Source organism: Flexivirga oryzae, assembly GCF_014190805.1.
GTDB lineage: Bacteria > Actinomycetota > Actinomycetes > Actinomycetales > Dermatophilaceae > Flexivirga > Flexivirga oryzae.
The window spans coordinates 85,690-105,590 of sequence record NZ_JACHVQ010000004.1 but is presented as its reverse complement, the minus strand read 5'-3'; the positions used below and the strand labels follow the sequence as shown (position 1 = coordinate 105,590).

Sequence of the window (19,901 nt, the reverse complement as noted above, 5' to 3'; positions counted from 1 at the left end):
GTCCGGCCCGCGGCCAACTACGATGCGAGGATGCGGTCCGCAACAGGTGCCGGTGTCGGTGCGCTCCTCACCCTTGCTGCGGGTGTCGCGCTCTCCGGCTGCGCCTCGAACGGTGCCGTGACCGTGACACCACCCAGCGGCAGCGCCTCGTCGGTGGTCCAGACCGCGAGTCAGGGCGGTGGGGCGGTCCCGGATGCCAAGACGCTGGTGCATGAGGCGCGGGCGGCATACCGGGCGGCGAAGTCGGCACACGTGCACGCCACCATCAGCAATGCCGGGGACACGCAGGTCGTCGACATCCGGGGAACGATGGACGGCAGCAACCAGGAACTGACCGTCGACGACCCGGAGAACGGCAACGCGACGGTGCGCACGGTGGACGACAAGTACTACGTCAGGGGCGACAAGGACTTCTGGACGTCGGCGGCACATTCGGGCGGCACCACGGCATCCCTGTTGGCCGGTAAATGGGTGCTCGCGCCCGACACCGCGACCGGCGACTTCAAGCAGATGACCATCCGGCACCTGCTCGACGAGATGCTCGGGCCCGACGCGATCAGCGACTCCGACACCGAGCAGATGAAGACGTACGCGACGACCGAGCAGGACACCGATCTGTTCGCCGCAGTGTCGGTCGATCCCATGTCGGAGGACGTCAGCACCCTGAAGGTCGTCGCCGCCGACCCGCACAACGTCGTGGAGGTCTCCGGCAACTCCAGCGACGGCTCCGACGGCACGGCCGACTTCGACGGATGGAACTCGCAGGCGAAGATCACCGTGCCGGAGGGGTTCATCTCGTTCCCGGGTTCCGGATCGACCGTCTGACCGGCGGATCGGGCGAACGGGCCGTGGCGGTCGCGCCGCCTGCGCTGACCGTCGCGTAGCGTTGGCGCCATGCGTACCGTCACACGTCTGTCCCAGGTCACGACCGTCGCGGCCCTCGGCTTCGCGCTCGCCGCCTGCGGATCGAGCTCCAGCTCCGGCAACTCCACCTCCGCGGCGAGCCAGGCCGGCACCGCGTCCTCGGCCGCTGCGGTGCCCGCGACCAGCGCGGCAACGGCACCGGCAACCGCCGACGGCGACTCGGCCGTGCCCGACGCCACGACGCTGATCCACCAGGCGCGCGCGGCATACAAGAAGGCGGACTCCGCCGCCATGCACGCCGACGTGACCGACTCCGGCGAGCACGAGGTGATCGACCTCAAGGGGACCATGGACGGCTCCAACCAGGAGGCGACGTTCGAGACCGCCGAGGGCAACACCACGATCCGCACGGTCGACTCGAAGTACTACGTCAAGGGCGACAAGGCGTTCTGGACGTCCGCGGCCAAGGCCCCCGAGACGACCGCGCAACTCCTGGCGGGCAAGTGGGTGCACGCCCCGGCGACCATGGCGGCCAGCCTGCAGGACGTGACCATCAAGGGCTTCCTCGACGATGCGATCGGCCCGGACAACGTCAGCGACGCCGAGCTCGCCAAGGCGACGACGAAGAAGACGTCGTACGAGGGTCAGGATGCCTACGTGGTGACGTCGGCCAAGACCAAGAACACCATCACGATCGCCGCCGACACCAAGCTGGTGCTGGAGATCAACGGTGAGCAGGGAACGAGCACGTCGCACGGCAAGGTCACCCTGAGCGGGTGGAACAGCCAGCCGCGCGTCGAGGCACCGAGCGACGCGCTCAACTTCCCGTCCTCCGCGTCGTGACGTCCTGAGTGCCCGGAACGGCCCGGTGAGCGCGTGCTCACCGGGCCGTTCGTGGTATGCCGGGCGTCTCGCTCAGACCGTGACCAGGTCCGAGTCGTCCCGGGACTCCGGCTTGGCGAGCTGCTTGGCAAGGCCCTCGCCCTCCACGTCGACCCGCGGCAGGATCCGGTCCAGCCACTTCGGCAGCCACCACGCCTTGTCACCGAGCAGGTACATCAGCGCCGGGATGAGCGTCATCCGCACCACGAACGCGTCGAAGAAGACCGCCACCGCGAGCGCGAAGCCCATCGACTGGATGAGGCTGTTGCTCTGCAACATGAATGCCGCGAACACCGAGATCATGATCGTCGCGGCCGCAGTGACGACCCGGGCGCCGTGACGGAAGCCGTCGACGATGGACTCGCGCGCACTCGCGCCGTGGACGTACGCCTCACGCATCCGGGTGACGAGGAAGACCTGATAGTCCATCGCCAGCCCGAAGACGATCCCGATCAGGATGATCGGCATGAAGCTGACGATGGGCTGCCCCTCGACCAGGCCGAGGAACCCGTCCTGGAACACCGCGACCGTGGCACCGAGGGTCGCCAGCACCGAGAGCAGGAAGCCGAGCGTCGCCATCAGCGGCACGACGACCGACCGGAAGACGATCATCAGAAGGATGAAGGCCAGGCCGATCACCACCGCGAGGTACTTCGGCAGGGCACTGCTCAGCTGGCTCGACACGTCGGTCTGCACCGCGGTCGCGCCGGTGACACCGACCTGCGTGCCGGTCCTGGCCTCGATGCCGGACTGACCGTCGCGCAGCGCGTTCAGCAGGTCCAGCGTCGACTGGTCGTCGGCGCCGCCCTTGGGTGTGATGAGGATCTGGGCGCCCGTCTTGTCGGCGTTGACGCCGACGATCTGGGCGTTGACGACGTTCTTCTGGCTGCCCGCCCAGCCCATCACCTGGCCGTAGGCGGCCATCCGCTGCTGGGTGCCGTCGACCTGGCTGCCGTCGACGACCACCAGCAGGGGCGCCTGGCGTCCCGCGCCGAACGCGTCGGTGACCAGGTCGGCGGCCTTGCGCTGGGTGGTGGACGACGCCTCCGTCGAGTCGCTGGGCAGCGCCAGGTGCAGGCTCTTCATCGGCAGCGCCAGACCGCCCAGGACGACGACCACGAGCGCGACGACGATCGCGGGCTTCTTGCCGAGCAGCTTCGCCCAGCGGACGCCGTTGTTCGTGGTCCTCCCGTCAGCTGCGATCTTGTCCGCACGCCGCCGCAGCTGACCGCCGAACGCCTTCGACTTCAGCAGGCCGAGGACCGCGGGAAGCAGGGTGAGCGCGACGCAGACCGCGAAGAAGACCGAACCGGCGGCCGCCAGCCCCATCGAGGTGAGGAAGGGTATGCCGACCACGGACAACGCGCACAGGGCGATGAGCACGGTCAGGCCGGCGAAAACGACTGCACTGCCTGCCTTTCCGACCGCGAGTCCGGCGGCGTGTGACCGGTCGTCGGTCTCCTGCAACTCGGTCCGGTAGCGCGCCAGGATGAAGAGCGTGTAGTCGATGCCGACCGCCAGGCCGATCATGGTCGCGAGGATCGGCGTGGTCGTGCCGATGGTGGTGAAACCGGTCGCGAACTGGATGGCCAGCTCGCCCATCAGCACGCCGACACCGGCGGAGATGATCGGCATACCGGCGGCGACCAGCGAGCCGAAGGTGATGAACAGGACCAGCGCGGCCACGATGATGCCGAGCAGCTCACTGCTGCCGCCGGTATCGACCGTCGCCTGCATCGCGGTGCCGTTGACCTCGGCCCGCAGTCCGTCCTGCCGGGCGCCGGCGAGCGCCTTCAGCACGTCGTCCTGCGTGCTGGTCCTGACGTCGGCGACCGAGTCGACCTTGAAGTTCCAGCTGATCGTGCCGGTGCTGCCGTCCTTCGACAGCGGCGACAACGCCTGGGCGTTGCGTTTCGCCGCCGCCTGCTCCTGCGGGGTCTTGCCGGCCGCCGCGAGGATCTGTTTGGTCTGCGCCTGCGACGCGACGACCGGGTTGACCGGTTGCGCCTTCGGGTCGGTCGGCATCTGCGGGACCTGCTTCAGGTCGGTGATCAGCTCATTGACGGCGTTCTTGTATTTCGTCTCCTGCAGCGTGTGCCCGGCCGGTGCCGCGACGACGACCGTGGCACTCGCCTGGTCCTGCACATCGCCGGTGCCCGGGAACAGTTTCTGCTCCATCGTCTGCGCCTGCAACGACGGGATGCCGGGGATGCTGAACTTGTCGACCATCGGTTTGCTGATGCCGAGGGCGACGGTTCCGAAGCCGACCAGGATGATCACCCAGCCGGCGAGGAAGATCGGCCACCGCCGGTAGGCGGTACGACCGAGCCGATAGAGAAGGGAAGCCATAGCTGTGCTTAGAGAAGGGGTTGATGACGCTGTGTCAGTTGAAGATTCGGCGTGCTACTGCGAGGTTGTCGAGGAAGACGCCGGCCAGATCTCGGTCGTCGTCACCGGTGCTGAATTCCGCCATCGAGACGTCGAAGACGGCTCCGAAGAGTGCGACGAGGAGACGGGACTCGGGGTCTCCGGCGGGTATGCCGGACCGTTGCTCCACCAACTCCTGGACCCCCTCGACGAACCCCGCGAAGATCTCGTGCGCCGCGATCATCAGTTTGGGGTTGAGCTCGAAGCACCGGCGCATCGTGCGCCAGTCCTCGCGGGTCGTCTCGACGTCGGCGGACACCCGCAGAATGGCCAGCACCAGCGTCGCCACGTCGTCGATGAACTCCCCCGTGGGGCCACCGGCGAGGAACGTGTCGATGTCGGCCTGACGCAGCTGCGGGCCACCGCCGATGGTCGCCTCGAGCTTGCCGTCGAAGTAGTTGAACAGCGTGCGTCGGGACACCCCGGCGCGTTCGGCGAGCTCGTCGAGGGTGAAGTCGTCATACCCCTTCTCGACCGCGAGTCGCTGCGCCGCACTGGTGATCCGGTGCGCCGTCTGCAGCCGTTTCAACGGCATCGGCTCGGCGATCCGCAGCCGCGGGGCCACTGGAGTGGTGGATGTCTTACGCACCCTTGTAGTTTTGCCCTTTTGATGTTCAAAGTGCAAATCGATGCGGTGTGATCCGCCTCACCCGAGGAGCATGGCGGCCCCCTGACGACGACTGCCACCGACGGTATGGCGCAGGCGCCGCTCCAGGAACCAGGCCTGCGCACCGAGGCTCACGCCGAGATAGACCAGCACCGTTGCGGAGTCGAATCCACCGAACCCGTGAGCCTTTTCACCGAACAGCAGCGGCCCCGCGAACGCCGTCACGACATGCCCGGCAACCGCGACGGCCCACCAGCCGACGGTGCGCAGGGTGCCCTGTCGCATCCAGCTGCCGTCGGGCTCACGCCATACCCGCATCGACTCCGCACGTGGCCAGGCGATCGCGGTCGCCACCAGCAGGCCGGCGATGCCGCCCGCCACCTCACCGGGGGTGACGTGGTGATTGCCGATGAACGACATGGCGTTCACCACGCCGATCGCGCCCAGGATGAGCGGTAGCTTCAGCGGGTTGTCCTTGATCCGGGCGGCATGAGTTGCCGGGCCAGGATGAAGCCCAGCACGACGACGACTTCGGTGATGATGGTGAGTGTTGCGGTCATGCCATCCACTGTCGCCCGGGGGCGACCTCCGGCGCCTCCACCCGCGGGTTGATCCAGGGTGGAGATCGGGCGCGAACGGGTGGAGACGGGCCGGCCGAACCGTAGGTTTGGCGTGTGAGCATGCCCCGACTGCAGGACCTTCGACTGGACCGGCTGGTGATCCGGCTGCTGGTCTCGATCGGCCTGCTGCTCGGTGTGCTGTCGGCGACGGGTGTCACCGGCCACGCCCATCCGGGCTGGTGGCGGTCGGGCCTCGGTGCCGGCGCGGCACTGGTGGCCCTGGTCGCCTTCGTCGCCGGTGGCGCCTGGTGGACCAGCGATCCGGACGGGGAGTTCGGGGAGGGTCGCTGGACGACCGCGCAACTGTGGACGATGGGCCTCGGGGCCGCGGTGCCGCTCGTGGCGCTCCCGTCCTCCGGCATCACCTGGTTCGCGTTCGTGCCGATCGCGACGGTCGCCCGGTCCCGGGATGCACGCAGCGCCACGGCGCTCCTGCTCGCCCCTGTCGCCGCCCTTGGTTACGCATGTCTGCACCAGCACTCCCCCTGGCCCACCCTGGCGATCAACCTCGGTTTCGCCGCGGTGGTGATCGTGCTGTTGCAGCAACGTCGCCGGCAATTGGAGGCCGCCGAGTTCGCCGCCGCCCAGGCACAGGTGATCTCGCAGGAACGGGCCCGTACGGCGACCGCGGAACAGCAGCGGGAGATCGCCGCCCAACTGCACGACGTCCTGGCGCACACGCTGTCCGGGCTCATCATCGCGCTGCAGACAGCCGGTCTCGAAGCACGGCGGGAACAGGCGAGCCCCGAGCTGCAGCAACGACTTTCGGCGGCGACCGAGCTGGCGAGGGAAGGGCTCCAGGGTGCACGGGAAGCGGTCGAGTCGTTGCACGGCGCAGCCGCCGCCACCGCGCAGCCGCTGGACGAGTGGCTGCAGGGGACCGTGGACCGCATCCGCGCCGCCTCGGGCGTCCGGATCACCGTCGCGGGCGAAGCGCGCGGCATACCCGCTCAGCGCGACGAGGTGGCGCGCGCCGTGCTGCGCGAAGCACTGACCAACTCGATGCGGCACGCACCCGGCCTACCCGTGCGAATCACGCTGGCAGAGAGCCAGATCCGCGTGCTGACGGTGGGTGACGTCAGCGCCGCGCCACGCACGGACCAGGTCAGCGGCGGGCACGGGCTGGCCGGGCTGCGCCGGCGGGTGGAGAGCCGCGGGGGACGATTCGAGGCAGGAGCCACCGCGGACGGGTGGCTCGTCGTGGCACGGTGGGAGGCGGTATGACGGTGCGGGTGGTCATCGCCGACGATCAGACCGTCGTGCGTGAAGGGCTGCGTTCGATGCTCGGGTTGCTCGACGGGATCGAGGTCGTCGGCGTGGCGGCCGACGCCGAGTCGGCCCTGTCCCTGATCGCCCAGGTCGACCCCGACGTGCTGCTGACCGACCTGCGGATGCCGGGGATGGGCGGCGTCGAGGGCATCCGCCGGCTGCGCTCCGGGGGCTCACGGACGCAGGCGGTCGCACTCACCACGTACGACGACGACGCGACGATCGTCGACGCACTCTCCGCGGGTGCACTGGGTTTTCTCAACAAGGACGCCGATCCGGCGACGATCGCGGCGGCGCTCCGGGCCGCGGCCGGCGGCCGGTCGTTGCTCGACGCGGGCGCCACCGGGGCGATGCTGCGCGCCGACCGGCGCTCAGCGGAGCCACCTACGCCATACGAACCACCCGACGGGCTCACCGAACGCGAACTCGACGTCCTGCGCCTCGTCGCGACCGGACTGACCAATCAGCAGATCGCCCGCGAACTGTTCGTGTCGGTGAGCACCGTGAAGACGCACGTCAACCACCTGCTCGCCAAGACCGGCTGCACGGGACGGGCGGCGCTGGTGCGCTACGCGTACGAGCACGGGCTCACCGGTCGGTGATCGACACCTACACGTGCGTCGGGTCCAGCACTCGCCGGAGAAACTCCCTGGTCCGCTCCTGTTGCGGGTCACCGATCACCGACCCCGGAGCACCTTCCTCCACGATGACCCCGCCGTCCATGAAGATCACCCTGTCGGCAACCTCCTTCGCGAACGCCATCTCGTGCGTGACCACGATCATGGTCATGCCGTCCTCGGCGAGCGTCCGCATCACCGTCAGCCCCTCGCCCACGAGCTCGGGGTCCAGGGCCGAGGTGGGCTCGTCGAAAAGCATCAGCTCCGGCTCCATCGACAACGCCCGCGCGATCGCAACCCGCTGCTGCTGACCGCGCACCGTCGAGGTCGCAGTCCGGATCGATCAGCTCGGTGCCGCGGACCCGGATGCTGCCCGACTGCGGCGTCTCCAGCACGTTGAGGCAGCGCAGGAACGTCGACTTGCCCGAACCCGACGGCCCGATGACGCAGACCACCTCACCACGGGCCACCTGGAAGTCGACGCCACGCAGCACATGGTGATCGCCGTAGGACTTGTGCAGTCCTCGCACGTCCACGATCGGGGGCGATGTCAGGTCTTGGTGGTCCATTACTACCTCTGTTGTCGTCGGAAGGATCCCAGCGGTGGTCATCGCGCCTCCATCCTGCGCACCAGGAAGGACAGCGGCAGAGTGATGACCAGGTAGGCGAGGCCCGCCATCACCAGCGGCGTGATGTTGGCCTCGTTGTTGGCCATTCCCTGCCCGAACGTCGTCAGCTCGAACTCCCCGACCGACAAGCCGATGGCGAAGACGAGCGACGAGTCCTTGATCAACATGATCAACTCGTTGGTGAGCGGGGGAATCATGATGCGGAACGCCTGCGGCAGGATGATCTTGCGCATGGCCGTTCCCGCCGACATACCGAGGGAGCGGGCCGCCTCCGTCTGTCCCTTCGGCACCGCCTGGATGCCGGCCCGGATGGTTTCGGCCATGTAGGCACTGCCGACCATGCCCAGCGCGACCCAGACCGTCCCGTACGGCGCGAACGGAATGATCAACCCGCTGAACGCCAGCGGCAGCAGGGACAGTGCGATGAACACCACCAAGGTCGGCAGGCCGCGGAAGAACTCGACGTATGCCGTGGCGATCCACCGATAGACGGCGACCTCGGACAAGCGCATCAGCGCCAGGACGGTCGCGGCAACGAGTCCGAGGACGAAGCCGCCGACGGTGTAGGTGACCGTGTGCAGAAGTGCCTGCCCCAGACCCTGTGTGATCGTCGAGCTGGCTATCGGGAGGTTGAAGAAGACGTGCGCGACTTCGGCCCAGTTGACCGTGATCGCGGCAGCGACTGCCACCGCGCCGAGCGCGACGTACTGGATGAGTCTGATGCGCTGGGCGCGCTTGCGCGGGGATGCCGCTGCGGTGATGCTGGTCATGGAGATCTGCCCTGCCTCGTGTGGTTCGTCGTACGCCGGATGCCGGCTATTTGGTTGCAGCCTGCGGGGCACGACCCAGCCACTGCTTGTAGATCTTGGTGTAGGCGCCGTCCTGTTGCGCCGTGGCGATGACGGCATCCAGCTCGTGGGCGAGCTGGGTGGCGTTCGCGTCGTTCTTCTTCACCATGAAGCCGTAGCGCTCGCCGGTGTTGAACTCCGCCGTCACCTTCACGCCGGCGTTGTGGTTGGCGAAGTCGAGCTCGGGCGCGTTGTCCTGGATCGCGGCGTCGACGGCACCGGATCGCACCGCGTTGAACAGCGAGAGGCTGTCCGGGTAGACCACGGTCCGGTAGCCGTAGGCCTTCGCGTTCTTGTCGCCGTAGATCTGCCCGGTCGTGGCCGTCTGCACTCCGAGCCGCTTGCCCTTCAGGCTCGCCAGGCCGGTGTATGACGAGCCGGCCTTGACCATCAACGCCTGATTGGCATCGAAATAGGAGTCCGAGAACTGCACCGCCTTCGCACGCTCCGGGGTGATCGTGGCGGCACCCGCCCCGACGTCGCACCGCTTGGCCGCGAAGGCCGCTCCGGAGACGATCTGACTCCAGTCCATGCTGATGACATTCGTCCGGACGCCGAGTTTCGCGGCGAGCAGGTCGAGCATGCTCACGTCGAAGCCGACGACCTTGCCGCCCTGGTCGAACTCGAACGGCTTGTAGGGAAGGTGCGTGCAGACCGTCAGAGTCGCACCCTTGACCAGCGAGACACCGCCAGAGGACCGCGCCGCCGACGCACCACCCCCGCTGCTGCAGCCGGCAGCTGCGCACGCGATCGCAACCGACACGACGGCCGCTGCCGCGGGCCTGCCGAGTCTCATGGACATCTTCTTCATCGGGGCCGCTCCTTGCTTGCCGGGGAATCCTGGTCGCTGTGACCTGCGCAACAGAATGGCTCGGCAGAAGCATTAAGTCGACGCCGTATTAGTGAGGGGTTCTCATACCCACACTTATAGGTTTGCGCGGATTTCCACCCGACCGCGGGCCGTGCCGCAGCGGGTCCGGCCCGGATCGCCGCCGGAAGCCAATTCATAAGTCGCACTTTCACATGGCCAAGGAGATCGCACCTGGTGCTAATGATTCGTTGTGATCGACACTCGCAATACCCGCATTCACGACGACGATCAAAGGACAGGGACCGCAGACGATGAACGCTTTCCCCCACGACGCCCCATCCACGGAACCGACACCGGGCTTCTCGACACGCGCGATCCACAGCGGCCAGCAGCCCGATCCGGTCACCGGCGCGGTCGTCCCGGCCATCTACCAGACCTCGACGTACAAGCAGGACGGCGTCGGCGGCCTCCGAAACGGTTACGAATACTCACGATCCGGCAATCCGACCCGCACGGCGCTCGGAGAGTGCCTGGCCGCGCTGGAGGGTGGCGAGCGCGCCTTCGCGTTCTCGTCCGGGCTCGCGGCGGAGGACGCCGTGCTGCGCGCCGTGCTGCGGCCCGGTGATCACCTGGTGGTCCCGTCCGATGTGTATGGCGGGACCCGGCGACTGGTCGAGAAGGTGCTCGGGCCCTGGGGCGTCGAGCACACGTCGGCCGACGTCCGTGACCCGGAGGCGGTTCGCACCGCGATCCGGCCGGGGCGCACCAAGCTGGTCTGGCTGGAGACGCCCACCAACCCGATGCTGAGCATCGCCGACATCGCGGCACTGGCCGAGATCGCACACGCTGCAGGAGCGCTGCTCGCGGTCGACAACACCTTCGCCTCGCCGTATCTGCAGCAACCGATCTCGCTGGGCGCCGACCTCGTGACCCACTCGGTGACGAAGTACTGCGGTGGGCACAGCGACGTCGTCGGCGGCGCCGTCATCACCGCTGCACGCTCCGCGGGGGACGACTTCGCCGACCTCACCGAGCGGATCTCCTTCGCGCAGTTCGCTGCCGGTGCCGTCGCCGGACCCTTCGACGCCTGGCTGGTGATGCGCGGCCTGAAGACGCTCGCCGTCCGCATGGAGCGACAGTGCGACAACGCCGAGGCCGTCGTGCGGTTCCTGCAGGACCACCCGGCGGTGAGGACCGTGCACTACCCCGGGCTGGCCGACCACCCCGGACATGAGCTCGCCGGCCGCCAGATGCGCCGCTACGGCGGCATGGTGAGCTTCCAGGTCGGCGCCGGCGAGGACGCCGCCGTGAAGGTGTGCGGCGCGACCCAGGTGTGGACGCTCGGCGAATCCCTCGGTGGTGTCGAGTCACTCATCGAGCATCCGGCCCGTATGACGCACGCCGGTGTGCGCGGCACCGAGCTGGCCGTCCCGGACGACCTGATCCGGCTGTCGGTGGGCATCGAGGACGTCGACGACCTCATCGACGACCTGGCACAGGCGCTGTCGAGCGCGATGGGCTGACCGCCCCGTCCGCTCGGCGACACAGCAACACCCCGACCGCCGTCGCGGTCGGGGCGTTGCTCCGTGGTGCGACTCAGCCGGCGACCGACATCTGCACCACGGAGGGCAGCTCGATGGTGCGGCTCACCGTGCACAACCGGTCGTGGGCGCGCTGCACCGCTTCGGGGAGCCGGTCGCGTGCGGTGTCACCTGCGCTGTCATCGGGGAACTCCACGCGGAAGCTCAGCCGCGGATCGTGCAGCCGGTTGCCGTCCTCGTCGCGCACCTTCTCCGCGGTGACCTGCACATCGAACGAGGTCGGCTCGGCGCGCCTGCTGGTGAGCATGTCGACGTCGATGGAGGCGCAACCGGCGAGCGCCGCGAGCAACAGTTCCACCGGGGTGAAGTCGGTGTCGTCGCCGGTGCCGATCCCGATCGTTCCGCCGCGCGTGTTGGTGGCGCGGAACTGCCCGGCCGCAGTGCGGGACAGGTCGACGGCGTGCAGCGCCACCGCGCTGGGAGTGGTCGTGGTCATGGAGTCTCCATCTCTTCGTGCGGATTGGTGTCGTGCGAGGTCACCCGAGCCATTCCCCCGCGTCCAGGGCGTGCTCGAGGGTCTGTCGGTATGACGAGGGGTCCAGGCCCATCCCCGCCACCCAGTCATCGTCGTAATACGTGTCGGCATACCGCTCGCCGCCGTCGCACAGCAGCGTGACGATGCTGCCGCGCTCCCCCGCGGCCCGCATCTCACAGACCAGTCGCAGCACGCCGAAGAGGTTGGTGCCGGTGGACCCGCCGGCGCTCAGGCCGGTGCGTTCCCGCAGCAGGTGCATGGCCGCGAGGGACGCGGCGTCCGGAACGCACAGCATCCGGTCGACCACGCCCGGCTGGAACGACGGCTCGACGCGGGGCCGCCCGATGCCCTCGATGCGCGAGCCGGCACCCGTCTCAAGCTCCAGATCACCGCGGCGCCAGCCCTGGTAGAACGCGGAGTTCTCCGGATCGACCACGCACAGCTGTGTCGACAGTCCGCGGTAGCGCAGGTACCGCCCGATCGTCGCGCTGGTCCCGCCCGTGCCCGCACCGACGACGATCCAGGTCGGCACCGGGTGCGGCTCCATGCTCAGCTGCTCGAAGATCGACTGCGCGATGTTGTTGTTGCCGCGCCAGTCGGTGACGCGCTCGGCATACGTGAACTGGTCCAGGTAATGACCGCCGGTGCGGTCGGCGATCTGCTGCGCGGCGGCATACATCTCGCTTGCCTCGTCCACGAATTCGCAGCGCCCGCCGTGCCGTTCGATCAACTCGACCTTGCGACGACTGGTGCTGCGCGGCATCACCGCAACGAACGGCAGGCCGAGCAGCCGGGCGAAGTACGCCTCGCTCACCGCGGTGGAGCCGCTGGACGCCTCGACCATCACCGAGTCGCGATGGATCCAGCCGTTGCAGAGGCCGTAGAGGAACAGGCTGCGCGCCAGCCGATGCTTCAGGCTGCCGGTCGGATGGGTCGACTCGTCCTTCAGATAGACCTCGATCCCCCACTCCGCAGGCAGCTGCAGCGGGATGAGATGCGTGTCCGCGGAGCGGTTGGCGTCGGCCTGCACCGTGCGTACCGCCCGGTTGACCCAGTCACGGTCCGCGGCGCTGGCGCGGGCAGCCGTGATCGGCGTATCGCTGCGGTCGGCAGGATGGGCGAGCGCTGACATGAGGGTCCTTCGAGTCTCGAGGTGCCGCCGACTGCGGCACCCTTCGAGTCTGGCCCCACTAACTCATTAGCACCAGATCGAACTCATTGGAACTGATCAAAGTTTTACTTATGTTTCGCGGAGCCGCGCGGCCCACCACGCTGCGCCTTCGACTCCGCGGACGCAGCCCGCAGGGCACCGAGCATCGTGCCCACTGCGGGGATGTGCTGATAGTCGGCGAGCGTGTATGCCGTCACCGCACGACGCACGACAGGTCGCAGCGGCCGGACCACGACGCCCGGGTGCCGGAGGAACGACAGCACCAGACCTGGCATGACGGCGATCCCGCTGCCGGCGACCACCAGGCTCTGCATCGCCAGATTGTCGTCGGTCGTGAAGGAGATCACCGGACTGAAGTCCGCAGCAGCGCACGCCGCCACGAAGGTCGTCCGGCAGCGGGGGCAGCCGGCGATCCAGGTCTCGTCGGCGAGCTCCGCCAGGGCGAGTGTGCGGCGCCTGGCCAGCGGGTGGTCGGCGGGAAGCACCACGACCATCTCGTCATCGAGCAGCGGCCTGGCCGTCATACCCTCGTGATCGACGCCGGCCTCGGCGTCGTAACTGAACGCGAGCGCGATGTCGCAGTCACCGCCCCGCAACAGCGCCAGCGACTCCGGCGGCTCCGCCTCGAGCAACTCGACACGAACGCCCGGGTTGCTGGCCCGCAGCCGGCTCACCGCCGCCGCGACGATCGTCGCGCTGGCACTGGGGAAGGTGCACAACCGCACGCGGCCCAGCGCCAGGTGCTTGATGGCGGCGACCTGCTCCGCAGCTGCGCTCAGATCGGCCAGGATCGTCTCGGCGTGCCGTGACAGCAACTCGCCCGCTTCGGTCAACCGCAGGTTGCGACCGGAGCGGGTGAACAACGGGGTGCCGACGCTGCGCTCCAGCGCACGCATCTGCTGACTGATCGCCGGTTGGGTGTAGCCGAGTGACCGGGCGGCCGCGGAGTAGGAGCCCGAGCGCACCACCTCGTGGAACATCCGCAACTGCCGCGAATCCAACATGCCGCAACTATAAGTTGCGCTATGAGATTTCGGCCGCACACGAAGCGACGCGGGCAGGGCAGCGGGCGACCCGAGCGGTCGGCACGGCAGGCCCGATCCGACGGTCACCGGAGCGTGCGTTGGACGCTCAGCCGATCACCAGGTTTGATGGATGTCGACAGCAGGCCGCCGAGCGGGGGCCTCCCCAAACCCCAGGAGGGAATGTATGTCGACGCCCACAGGTGGCTCGTGGAACAACGATCAGCAGGGCCAGGGTGGCCAGGGCGGCTACCAGGGACAGAGCCTCGGTCAGGGCTACGGCCAGCAGCAGGCGGGCCAGCAACAGCAGCAGCCCGAATACGGCCAGCAGGCTCCGCAGCAGGAGACCCCGCAACAGGCGGCGGGGCAGGCGCAGCACGGCGGTTTCGCCGGGCAGGCCCAGCAGGCCGGGCAGCAGTGGGCCTCCGACGCCGGCCAGATCGCGTCGGGCGCCGGTGAGGGCATCGGCGACCTCTTCTCCGACCTGCAGTTCAAGAAGTCGCTGACCGAGAAGATCGCCGGCCTGACCTACCTGGTCGTCATCGTCTGGGCGGTCATCAACTTCATCAGCCAGCTGACCTGGAACTTCGGCAGCCAGGACTTCGGCGGCACCAGCATCAAGAACATGGGCACGATGTCGGCGATCGTCCACTCGCTCGCCGACCTCGCGCTGCTCGTCGTGATCGTCGCGTTCGTGCGGGTGATCCTGGAGCTCGCGACCAACGTCGCGCGCATCGCGCAGCGCAACAAGAGCTGAGTCCGAACGCACCACAGCGGCCGGCACCCCGTTCGCGGGTGCCGGCCGTTGTGCTGTCCGCGGACAACGGTGCGCGAACCCCGCCGCACGTGATACAACATGAACAAACATTTTCAAACGTTCGATCAATGGGTTTCCGGGAGACACGATGGAGCGCACGGCCGGCCGGCTGGCCGACGGACGGCAGATCATCTGGTACGACGCGGATGGCACCCACCGGACGGCTGTCGCCGACCGGCGTGATCTGCCCACCACCGTCACCGGCTCGCAGTTGCGGCGCGACCCGTTGACCGGCGAATGGATCGCGGTCGCGTCGCACCGGCAGAGCAGGACGTACCTGCCGCCCGCCGACGAGTGCCCGCTGTGCCCGTCGGATGATCATCTGTCCGAGATCCCGTCGCCGGAGTACCAGGTCGTCGCGTTCGAGAACCGCTTCCCGTCATACGAGCTCAACGCAGAAGCTCCGGACGCCACCGACGGTCTCGATACAGCCTCCTCCGCTTCGCTCCCCCGCCCACTCGACCCGCATCTGGAGCAGATCCGCGCGGGCCGCGGCCGGTGCGAGGTCGTCTGCTTCACCAGCGACCACAACGCGTCGTTCGCCCAGCTCACCCCACAGCAGGCGCGGCTGGTGGTGGACACCTGGGCGGACCGGACCACCGACCTGAACGCCATCGACAGCGTGCAGCACGTCTTCCCCTTCGAGAACCGCGGCAAGGAGATCGGCGTCACCCTGCAGCACCCGCACGGCCAGATCTACGCCTACCCCTTCATCCCCCCACGCGCGGCCACCGAGCTCGCACACGCGCAGGCCTACCAGCAGGAGCACGGCCGCAGCCTCTTCGGCGACATCATCGCCAGCGAATCCGCCGCCGGCACCCGGGTGATCGCCGAGAACGCCGAGTGGATCGCGTTCGTGCCGTTCGCCGCCCGCTGGCCGATCGAGGTGCACTTCTACCCCACGCGACAGGTCCCCGACATCCCCGCGCTCGACGACGCGGCACGCGACGGCTTCGTCGAGGTCTACCTGGACGTCCTGCAGCGCTTCGACCGGCTGTATGACGAGCCGACCCCCTACATCGCCGCGTGGCAGCAGGCCCCGGCGCGTGAACACCGGGACGTGGCCTGGCTGCACCTGGAGCTGTATTCGATCCGTCGCGGTGAAGGCAAGGTCAAATTCCTCGCCGGCTCGGAATCCGGCCAGGGTGCGTTCGTCAACGACGGCCTCCCCGAAGGTATGGCGCAACGGCTGCGTGAAGCATGAGCCTCGTCCGGACGCCCGCCGAGATCGACGTCGACGCCGTCGTCGCCCGCTTCCGCGAGCTGTATGACGCCGAGCCCGACGGTGTCTGGGCGGCACCCGGACGGGTCAACCTGATCGGCGAGCACACCGACTACAACGGCGGATTCGTGCTGCCGATCGCACTCGCGCAGCACACGGTCGCGGCCGTGCGTCAGCGCGCCGACGACACCGTGCGGGTCGCGTCGGCGACGGTGGACGGCGGTGTCCCGGTCACCGTCGAGCTGCCCGGGGTGACCGAGGGCGGCGAGTACGGCTGGGCGGCATACCCGGTGGGTGTGGGGTGGGCCGCGGCACAGCGCGAGCTTCCGGTGACCGGCCTGGACATCGCCCTGGACTCCAATGTCCCTGTCGGCGCTGGTCTCTCGTCGTCCGCGGCGCTGTCCTGCGTCACCGCACGCGCCTGGTCCGACCTGCTCGGCTGGGATCTCGACGACGAGACGGTGGCAGACCTCGGCAGGGATGCGGAGAACAAGATCGCGGGCGCGCCCACCGGGCTGATGGACCAGCTCGCGTCGGTGTGCGGCCGGGCGGCGCACGCCATGCAGATCGACACCCGCGCGGTCACGATCGAGCAGATCCCCTTCGACCTGCCCGCCTGCGGGCTGTCCCTGCTGGTGATCGACTCGCACACCGAGCACACCCATACCACCGGCGAATACGCCGAACGTCGGCACTCCTGCCAGGAGGCGGCGCTCCGGCTCGGGGTCCGCGAACTGCGCGACGTCCCGCTGGAGAGCCTGGCCACGACGCTGGACAAACTGCCGCCGCTGCTGCGCCGTCGCGCACGGCACGTGGTGACCGACTCCGCGCGCGTCGAGCAGGTCGCGCAGCTGCTGACCTCCGGCGACGACCCGCGCCGGATCGGGCCGCTGCTCAGCGAGTCGCACGCGTCGATGCGGGACGACTTCGAGATCACCGCGCCCAGCGTCGACGCGCTGCAGGAGGCCGCGCTAGCCGCGGGTGCCCACGGTGCCCGGATGACCGGCGGCGGTTTCGGCGGCTGCGTCATCGCGCTGGTCGACAAGCAGCAGGCGGAGCCGGTGGCGCAGGCGTGTGTCGCGGCCGCGGCGGACGGGGGGTTCGCAACCCCCACGGTGTTCGAAGCTGTCGCCAGTGGCGGTGCCGCCCGCCTCCGGTGACGTAGGGTCGATCGGGTGACGGCTACTTCCGCCCAGGGGCACCCTTCGCCGTACCGCGTCTGTTTCGTGTGTTCGGGCAACATCTGCCGATCGCCGATGGGCGAGGTCATCCTGCGGTCGATGCTCGACGATGCCGACCTCGGCGGCGAGGTCGCGGTCGACTCGGCGGGCATCGGCGACTGGCACGTCGGTCAGGGCGCGGATCCCCGCACGCTCGCCGCCCTCAAACGCGGTGGGTATGACGGAAGCGCCCACGTCGCGCGGCAGTTCGAGGCGTCATACCTGGAGGACCACGACCTCATCCTGGCTGCCGACCGTGGCCATCTGCGCGACCTGCTGCAACTCGCCGAGGGCCGCGACGGCGACGCCGAGACGCGGCTGGTGCGGGAGTTCGACCCGGACGCGATGGCCGCCGGGGAGCTGGAGCTGGACGACCCCTACTTCGGCAACGCCAGTGACTTCGACCGCTGCCGTCACGAGATCGAGCTCGCCTGCCGCGGCCTGGTCGCCGAACTGCAGCGCGAGCTGCGGTAACGCGGCTCAGCCGACCGGGCAGGCGGCCTGCGCCAGGCCGGTCGCCCAGCGCAGCATCTCCAGGTCGTCCGGCTCCCTGGCCCCGACCACGTATGGCGGGCAGTCACGGGTGGCCACGTAGTGCAGTGCAGCGACGACGACCCGGCAGCGGGGGTCGGTGCGCAATGCTTCCGCGGCCGCCCGCGACAGCCCGGGCTCGGTGAGTTCCTCGATGTGGGCATCGACGATCGCCTCGGCGATGTCCAGATGGATGCGCGTCGCGATGTCCATGCCCCTCGCCCGCTGCTGGGTCTCGACGAACGACAGCAGCGTGCGCAGTCCTGCGGCGTCGCCGAGCATCCGGCCGGCCGCGTCCCGCGACACCCGGAAGTTCACTGATTGCATGGGATCCCTCATCCCCACACCTCCCACCCTCGTGGTTATCCGCTCACGGTAAGGCGGTCCCGCACGGTTCGGGACCGGGTTGGCCAAACCTTGGTGATTTCCTGACGTTCCCGCTCGGTGGCTGAGACCGACGGGGCCGCCTGCGCATAGGCTCACGTCCCATGAGCACTCACACCACGTCGTGGCCTGCCGGCACACCCTGCTGGGTCGACTGCGCCTTCGAGCCGGCCCACCGCGGCATGCACCACGCACAGGACTTCTACGAGAAGCTCTTCGGCTGGGACGTCCGGCGCGACGCCGACATCGACTACCTGGTGTGCCGCAAGGACGCCCTGCCGGTCGCGGGACTGGAGCACAAGTACACCGGAGACGCACCGCCGTTCTGGACCACCTACTTCGCGACCGACGACATCGACGCCACCTGCGCAGCCGTCCGCGCCGCCGGTGGCCAGGTGCTGACCGAGCCGCTGGACGTGCGCAACGCAGGCCGGGCGGCCTACTGCGCGGACCCGACCGGAGCGTTCTTCGGGCTGTGGCAGGGTGCGGAACTGCTCGGTTTCGGGCTGGTCAACGAGCCCGGCGGGGTCGCCTGGAACGACCTGATGACCCGCGACCTGGAGGGCGCGAAAACGTTCTACAGCAACGTTTTCGGCTATGTGTACGACGCTCGCGGCGACTCCTACGCCATCGCGAAGCTGCCGACCGGGGAGACGGTGTGCGGCATACACCAGGCGAATGCCCTTCCGGACGATGCGCCGCCGTCGTGGCTGGTGCACTTCGCGGTCGCCGACCGGGACTCCTCGGCGCAGATCGCCCAGGAGCTGGGTGCCTCGATCCTGCTGACCAACGACACGCCCTTCGGCCCGGAGGCGCTGTTGCAGGGGCAGCACGGGGAGATCTTCACGGTCATCGCGATCGACGACACCGCCGACTGAGTGTCCCAGGCGGTATGACGACCCGGATCGCGATCGTCGGCGGCGGCATCGCCGGGCTGACCCTGGCGACGCTGCTCGACCGGCAGCGGTTCGAGGTGAGCGTCCACGAGGCGCAGCCCGAACGCGCGACCACCGGCAGTGCGCTGGGCCTGTGGGGGCCGGCGCGCCGGGTGCTGCGCCGCATCGGGGCACTCCCGGACGGCGGCGCGCAGCCGGCCGAGGGGGCGCTGCACCGGATCGACGGCCGCCGGGTGGTGACCGCCCGGGGCGCCGGGCCGGTGATGGTGGACCGGCCGACGCTGCTCGCCGCGCTGGATGCGGCGGTGCCGACGAGCGTGCACCGCGTGAGCGAGGAGGTCACCGATCCGGCGTCGCTGGATGCCGACTTGGTGATCGGTGCGGACGGGGTCCGCAGCCAGGTCCGTGGGCTGGTCGTGCCGCATGCGGCGGCGCGCGTCGCCACGCCGTACCTCGCGCTGCGCGGAATCCGCTCCGGCACAGTGCCTCCCGGCGATGCGGGTGAGTATTGGGGCCGTGGCCTGCTCGCCGGGCTGGTGCCGATCGGTGGTGGCCGGACCTACTGGTTCACCAGCCATCGCAGCGAGCTGAGCGAACCGCTCGACCTGGCGGTGGTGCTGGCCGAGGCCCGCGACCGTTTCGCGGACGCGGCACCGGCGATCCGGCGGATGCTGGACGGTGCCGGCCCGGACACGCTCGCGACCTCACTGTGGGTCGCGCCGCCGCTGCGGAGCTACGCCCGCGGCCGGTACATCGTCGTCGGGGACGCCGCACACGCCATGCTCCCGAACCTGGGCCGCGGCGCCTGCAGCGCCGTCGTCGACGCGGCAACGCTCGCCGGCACCCTCAACACCGGCGGCGACCTGCGTCGTTGGCAGGCCAGGCGGATCCCGGCGACCCAGGTGGCGCGGGTCGGGTCGGCCGCCCTCATGCGCATCGCGCTCGCCATACCCTGAACGCCGCGTGGGCGCTTCCCCCTGACTCGCAG

20 protein-coding genes and 1 pseudogene are annotated in these 19,901 nt (G+C 69.1%); 11 read left to right on the top strand and 10 right to left on the bottom strand.

What is annotated here, in order from left to right; genetic code table 11:
* Positions 1-30: 30 nt before the first annotated feature.
* Both FHU39_RS19705 and FHU39_RS19700 read left to right on the top strand, forming a co-directional pair.
* Positions 31-825 (top strand): hypothetical protein, encoded by a 795-nt coding sequence (locus tag FHU39_RS19705; protein WP_183322443.1) that lies wholly within the window; start codon positions 31-33, stop codon positions 823-825.
* Between the two features lie 69 nt (positions 826-894).
* Entirely contained in the window at positions 895-1,707 is an 813-nt protein-coding gene (locus tag FHU39_RS19700; RefSeq protein ID WP_183322442.1) for a hypothetical protein, read from the top strand.
* A gap of 72 nt (positions 1,708-1,779) precedes the next feature.
* Here FHU39_RS19700 and FHU39_RS19695 read toward each other — a convergent pair whose 3' ends face one another.
* Genes FHU39_RS19695 through FHU39_RS19685 form a run of 3 tightly spaced genes read right to left on the bottom strand, consistent with a single transcriptional unit; the run spans position 1,780 to position 5,200 of the window.
* Entirely contained in the window at positions 1,780-4,095 is a 2,316-nt protein-coding gene (locus FHU39_RS19695) for an MMPL family transporter (RefSeq protein WP_183322441.1), read from the bottom strand.
* 34 nt (positions 4,096-4,129) lie between these two features.
* Positions 4,130-4,762 carry a TetR family transcriptional regulator gene (locus FHU39_RS19690; RefSeq protein ID WP_183322440.1) on the bottom strand — a complete coding sequence of 211 codons (633 nt, stop codon included), beginning with the start codon at positions 4,760-4,762 and terminating at the stop codon, positions 4,130-4,132.
* A 57-nt stretch (positions 4,763-4,819) separates the two neighbouring features.
* The gene (locus FHU39_RS19685; protein ID WP_183322439.1) at positions 4,820-5,200 is read right to left on the bottom strand and encodes a hypothetical protein; all 381 of its coding nucleotides are present in this window, start codon (positions 5,198-5,200) and stop codon (positions 4,820-4,822) included.
* Between the two features lie 260 nt (positions 5,201-5,460).
* Here FHU39_RS19685 and FHU39_RS19680 point away from each other — a divergent pair, with 260 nt between their 5' ends.
* Entirely contained in the window at positions 5,461-6,624 is a 1,164-nt protein-coding gene (locus tag FHU39_RS19680; RefSeq protein ID WP_246336788.1) for a sensor histidine kinase, read from the top strand.
* The gene (locus tag FHU39_RS19675) at positions 6,621-7,271 is read left to right on the top strand and encodes a response regulator (RefSeq protein WP_183322437.1); all 651 of its coding nucleotides are present in this window, start codon (positions 6,621-6,623) and stop codon (positions 7,269-7,271) included. Before FHU39_RS19680 ends, FHU39_RS19675 begins: the two co-directional genes overlap by 4 nt.
* 7 nt (positions 7,272-7,278) lie before the next feature.
* Here the strand turns inward: FHU39_RS19675 and FHU39_RS19670 are convergent.
* From FHU39_RS19670 to FHU39_RS19660, 3 genes and pseudogenes are all read right to left on the bottom strand, one after another.
* Positions 7,279-7,855, bottom strand: a pseudogene (locus FHU39_RS19670) (amino acid ABC transporter ATP-binding protein).
* 38 nt (positions 7,856-7,893) lie between these two features.
* Complete coding sequence (locus tag FHU39_RS19665) at positions 7,894-8,685, bottom strand: amino acid ABC transporter permease (protein WP_183322436.1); 792 nt, start codon at positions 8,683-8,685, stop codon at positions 7,894-7,896.
* Positions 8,686-8,731: 46 nt separating this feature from the next.
* Complete coding sequence (locus FHU39_RS19660; RefSeq protein WP_183322435.1) at positions 8,732-9,574, bottom strand: ABC transporter substrate-binding protein; 843 nt, start codon at positions 9,572-9,574, stop codon at positions 8,732-8,734.
* Between the two features lie 311 nt (positions 9,575-9,885).
* On the opposite strand from FHU39_RS19660, the gene FHU39_RS19655 reads away from it, so the two are divergent.
* Positions 9,886-11,097 (top strand): cystathionine gamma-synthase, encoded by a 1,212-nt coding sequence (locus tag FHU39_RS19655; protein WP_183322434.1) that lies wholly within the window; start codon positions 9,886-9,888, stop codon positions 11,095-11,097.
* Between the two features lie 73 nt (positions 11,098-11,170).
* Here the strand turns inward: FHU39_RS19655 and FHU39_RS19650 are convergent, their stop codons facing one another.
* The 3 genes from FHU39_RS19650 to FHU39_RS19640 form a co-directional block, all read right to left on the bottom strand.
* Entirely contained in the window at positions 11,171-11,611 is a 441-nt protein-coding gene (locus FHU39_RS19650; RefSeq protein WP_183322433.1) for an OsmC family protein, read from the bottom strand.
* A gap of 40 nt (positions 11,612-11,651) precedes the next feature.
* A complete protein-coding gene (gene cds1 / locus FHU39_RS19645; RefSeq protein ID WP_183322432.1) occupies positions 11,652-12,782 on the bottom strand; it encodes an L-cysteine desulfhydrase Cds1 in 1,131 nt (376 codons plus the stop codon).
* A gap of 104 nt (positions 12,783-12,886) precedes the next feature.
* On the bottom strand, positions 12,887-13,825 hold the full coding sequence (locus FHU39_RS19640; RefSeq protein WP_183322431.1) for a LysR family transcriptional regulator: 939 nt from the start codon (positions 13,823-13,825) through the stop codon (positions 12,887-12,889).
* Between the two features lie 205 nt (positions 13,826-14,030).
* Between FHU39_RS19640 and FHU39_RS19635 the strand changes: the two genes are divergently transcribed.
* The 4 genes from FHU39_RS19635 (at position 14,031) to FHU39_RS19620 (ending at position 17,576) form a co-directional block, all read left to right on the top strand.
* Entirely contained in the window at positions 14,031-14,600 is a 570-nt protein-coding gene (locus tag FHU39_RS19635; RefSeq protein WP_183322430.1) for a DUF4282 domain-containing protein, read from the top strand.
* A gap of 148 nt (positions 14,601-14,748) precedes the next feature.
* Positions 14,749-15,864, top strand: coding sequence for a galactose-1-phosphate uridylyltransferase (gene galT / locus FHU39_RS19630; protein ID WP_183322429.1), 1,116 nt, complete (start codon positions 14,749-14,751; stop codon positions 15,862-15,864).
* A complete protein-coding gene (gene galK, locus FHU39_RS19625) occupies positions 15,861-17,042 on the top strand; it encodes a galactokinase (protein ID WP_183322428.1) in 1,182 nt (393 codons plus the stop codon). Before galT ends, galK begins: the two co-directional genes overlap by 4 nt.
* 15 nt (positions 17,043-17,057) lie before the next feature.
* Entirely contained in the window at positions 17,058-17,576 is a 519-nt protein-coding gene (locus tag FHU39_RS19620; RefSeq protein ID WP_343066027.1) for a low molecular weight protein-tyrosine-phosphatase, read from the top strand.
* A gap of 6 nt (positions 17,577-17,582) precedes the next feature.
* Here FHU39_RS19620 and FHU39_RS19615 read toward each other — a convergent pair whose 3' ends face one another.
* Positions 17,583-17,960 (bottom strand): hypothetical protein, encoded by a 378-nt coding sequence (locus FHU39_RS19615; RefSeq protein WP_183322427.1) that lies wholly within the window; start codon positions 17,958-17,960, stop codon positions 17,583-17,585.
* A gap of 161 nt (positions 17,961-18,121) precedes the next feature.
* Here FHU39_RS19615 and FHU39_RS19610 point away from each other — a divergent pair, with 161 nt between their 5' ends.
* Positions 18,122-18,895 carry a VOC family protein gene (locus tag FHU39_RS19610; protein WP_183322426.1) on the top strand — a complete coding sequence of 258 codons (774 nt, stop codon included), beginning with the start codon at positions 18,122-18,124 and terminating at the stop codon, positions 18,893-18,895.
* Positions 18,896-18,909: 14 nt separating this feature from the next.
* Positions 18,910-19,869: an FAD-dependent monooxygenase gene (locus FHU39_RS19605; RefSeq protein WP_183322425.1), complete on the top strand. Its 960-nt coding sequence runs from the start codon at positions 18,910-18,912 to the stop codon at positions 19,867-19,869.
* The last annotated feature ends 32 nt before the right edge of the window (positions 19,870-19,901 follow it).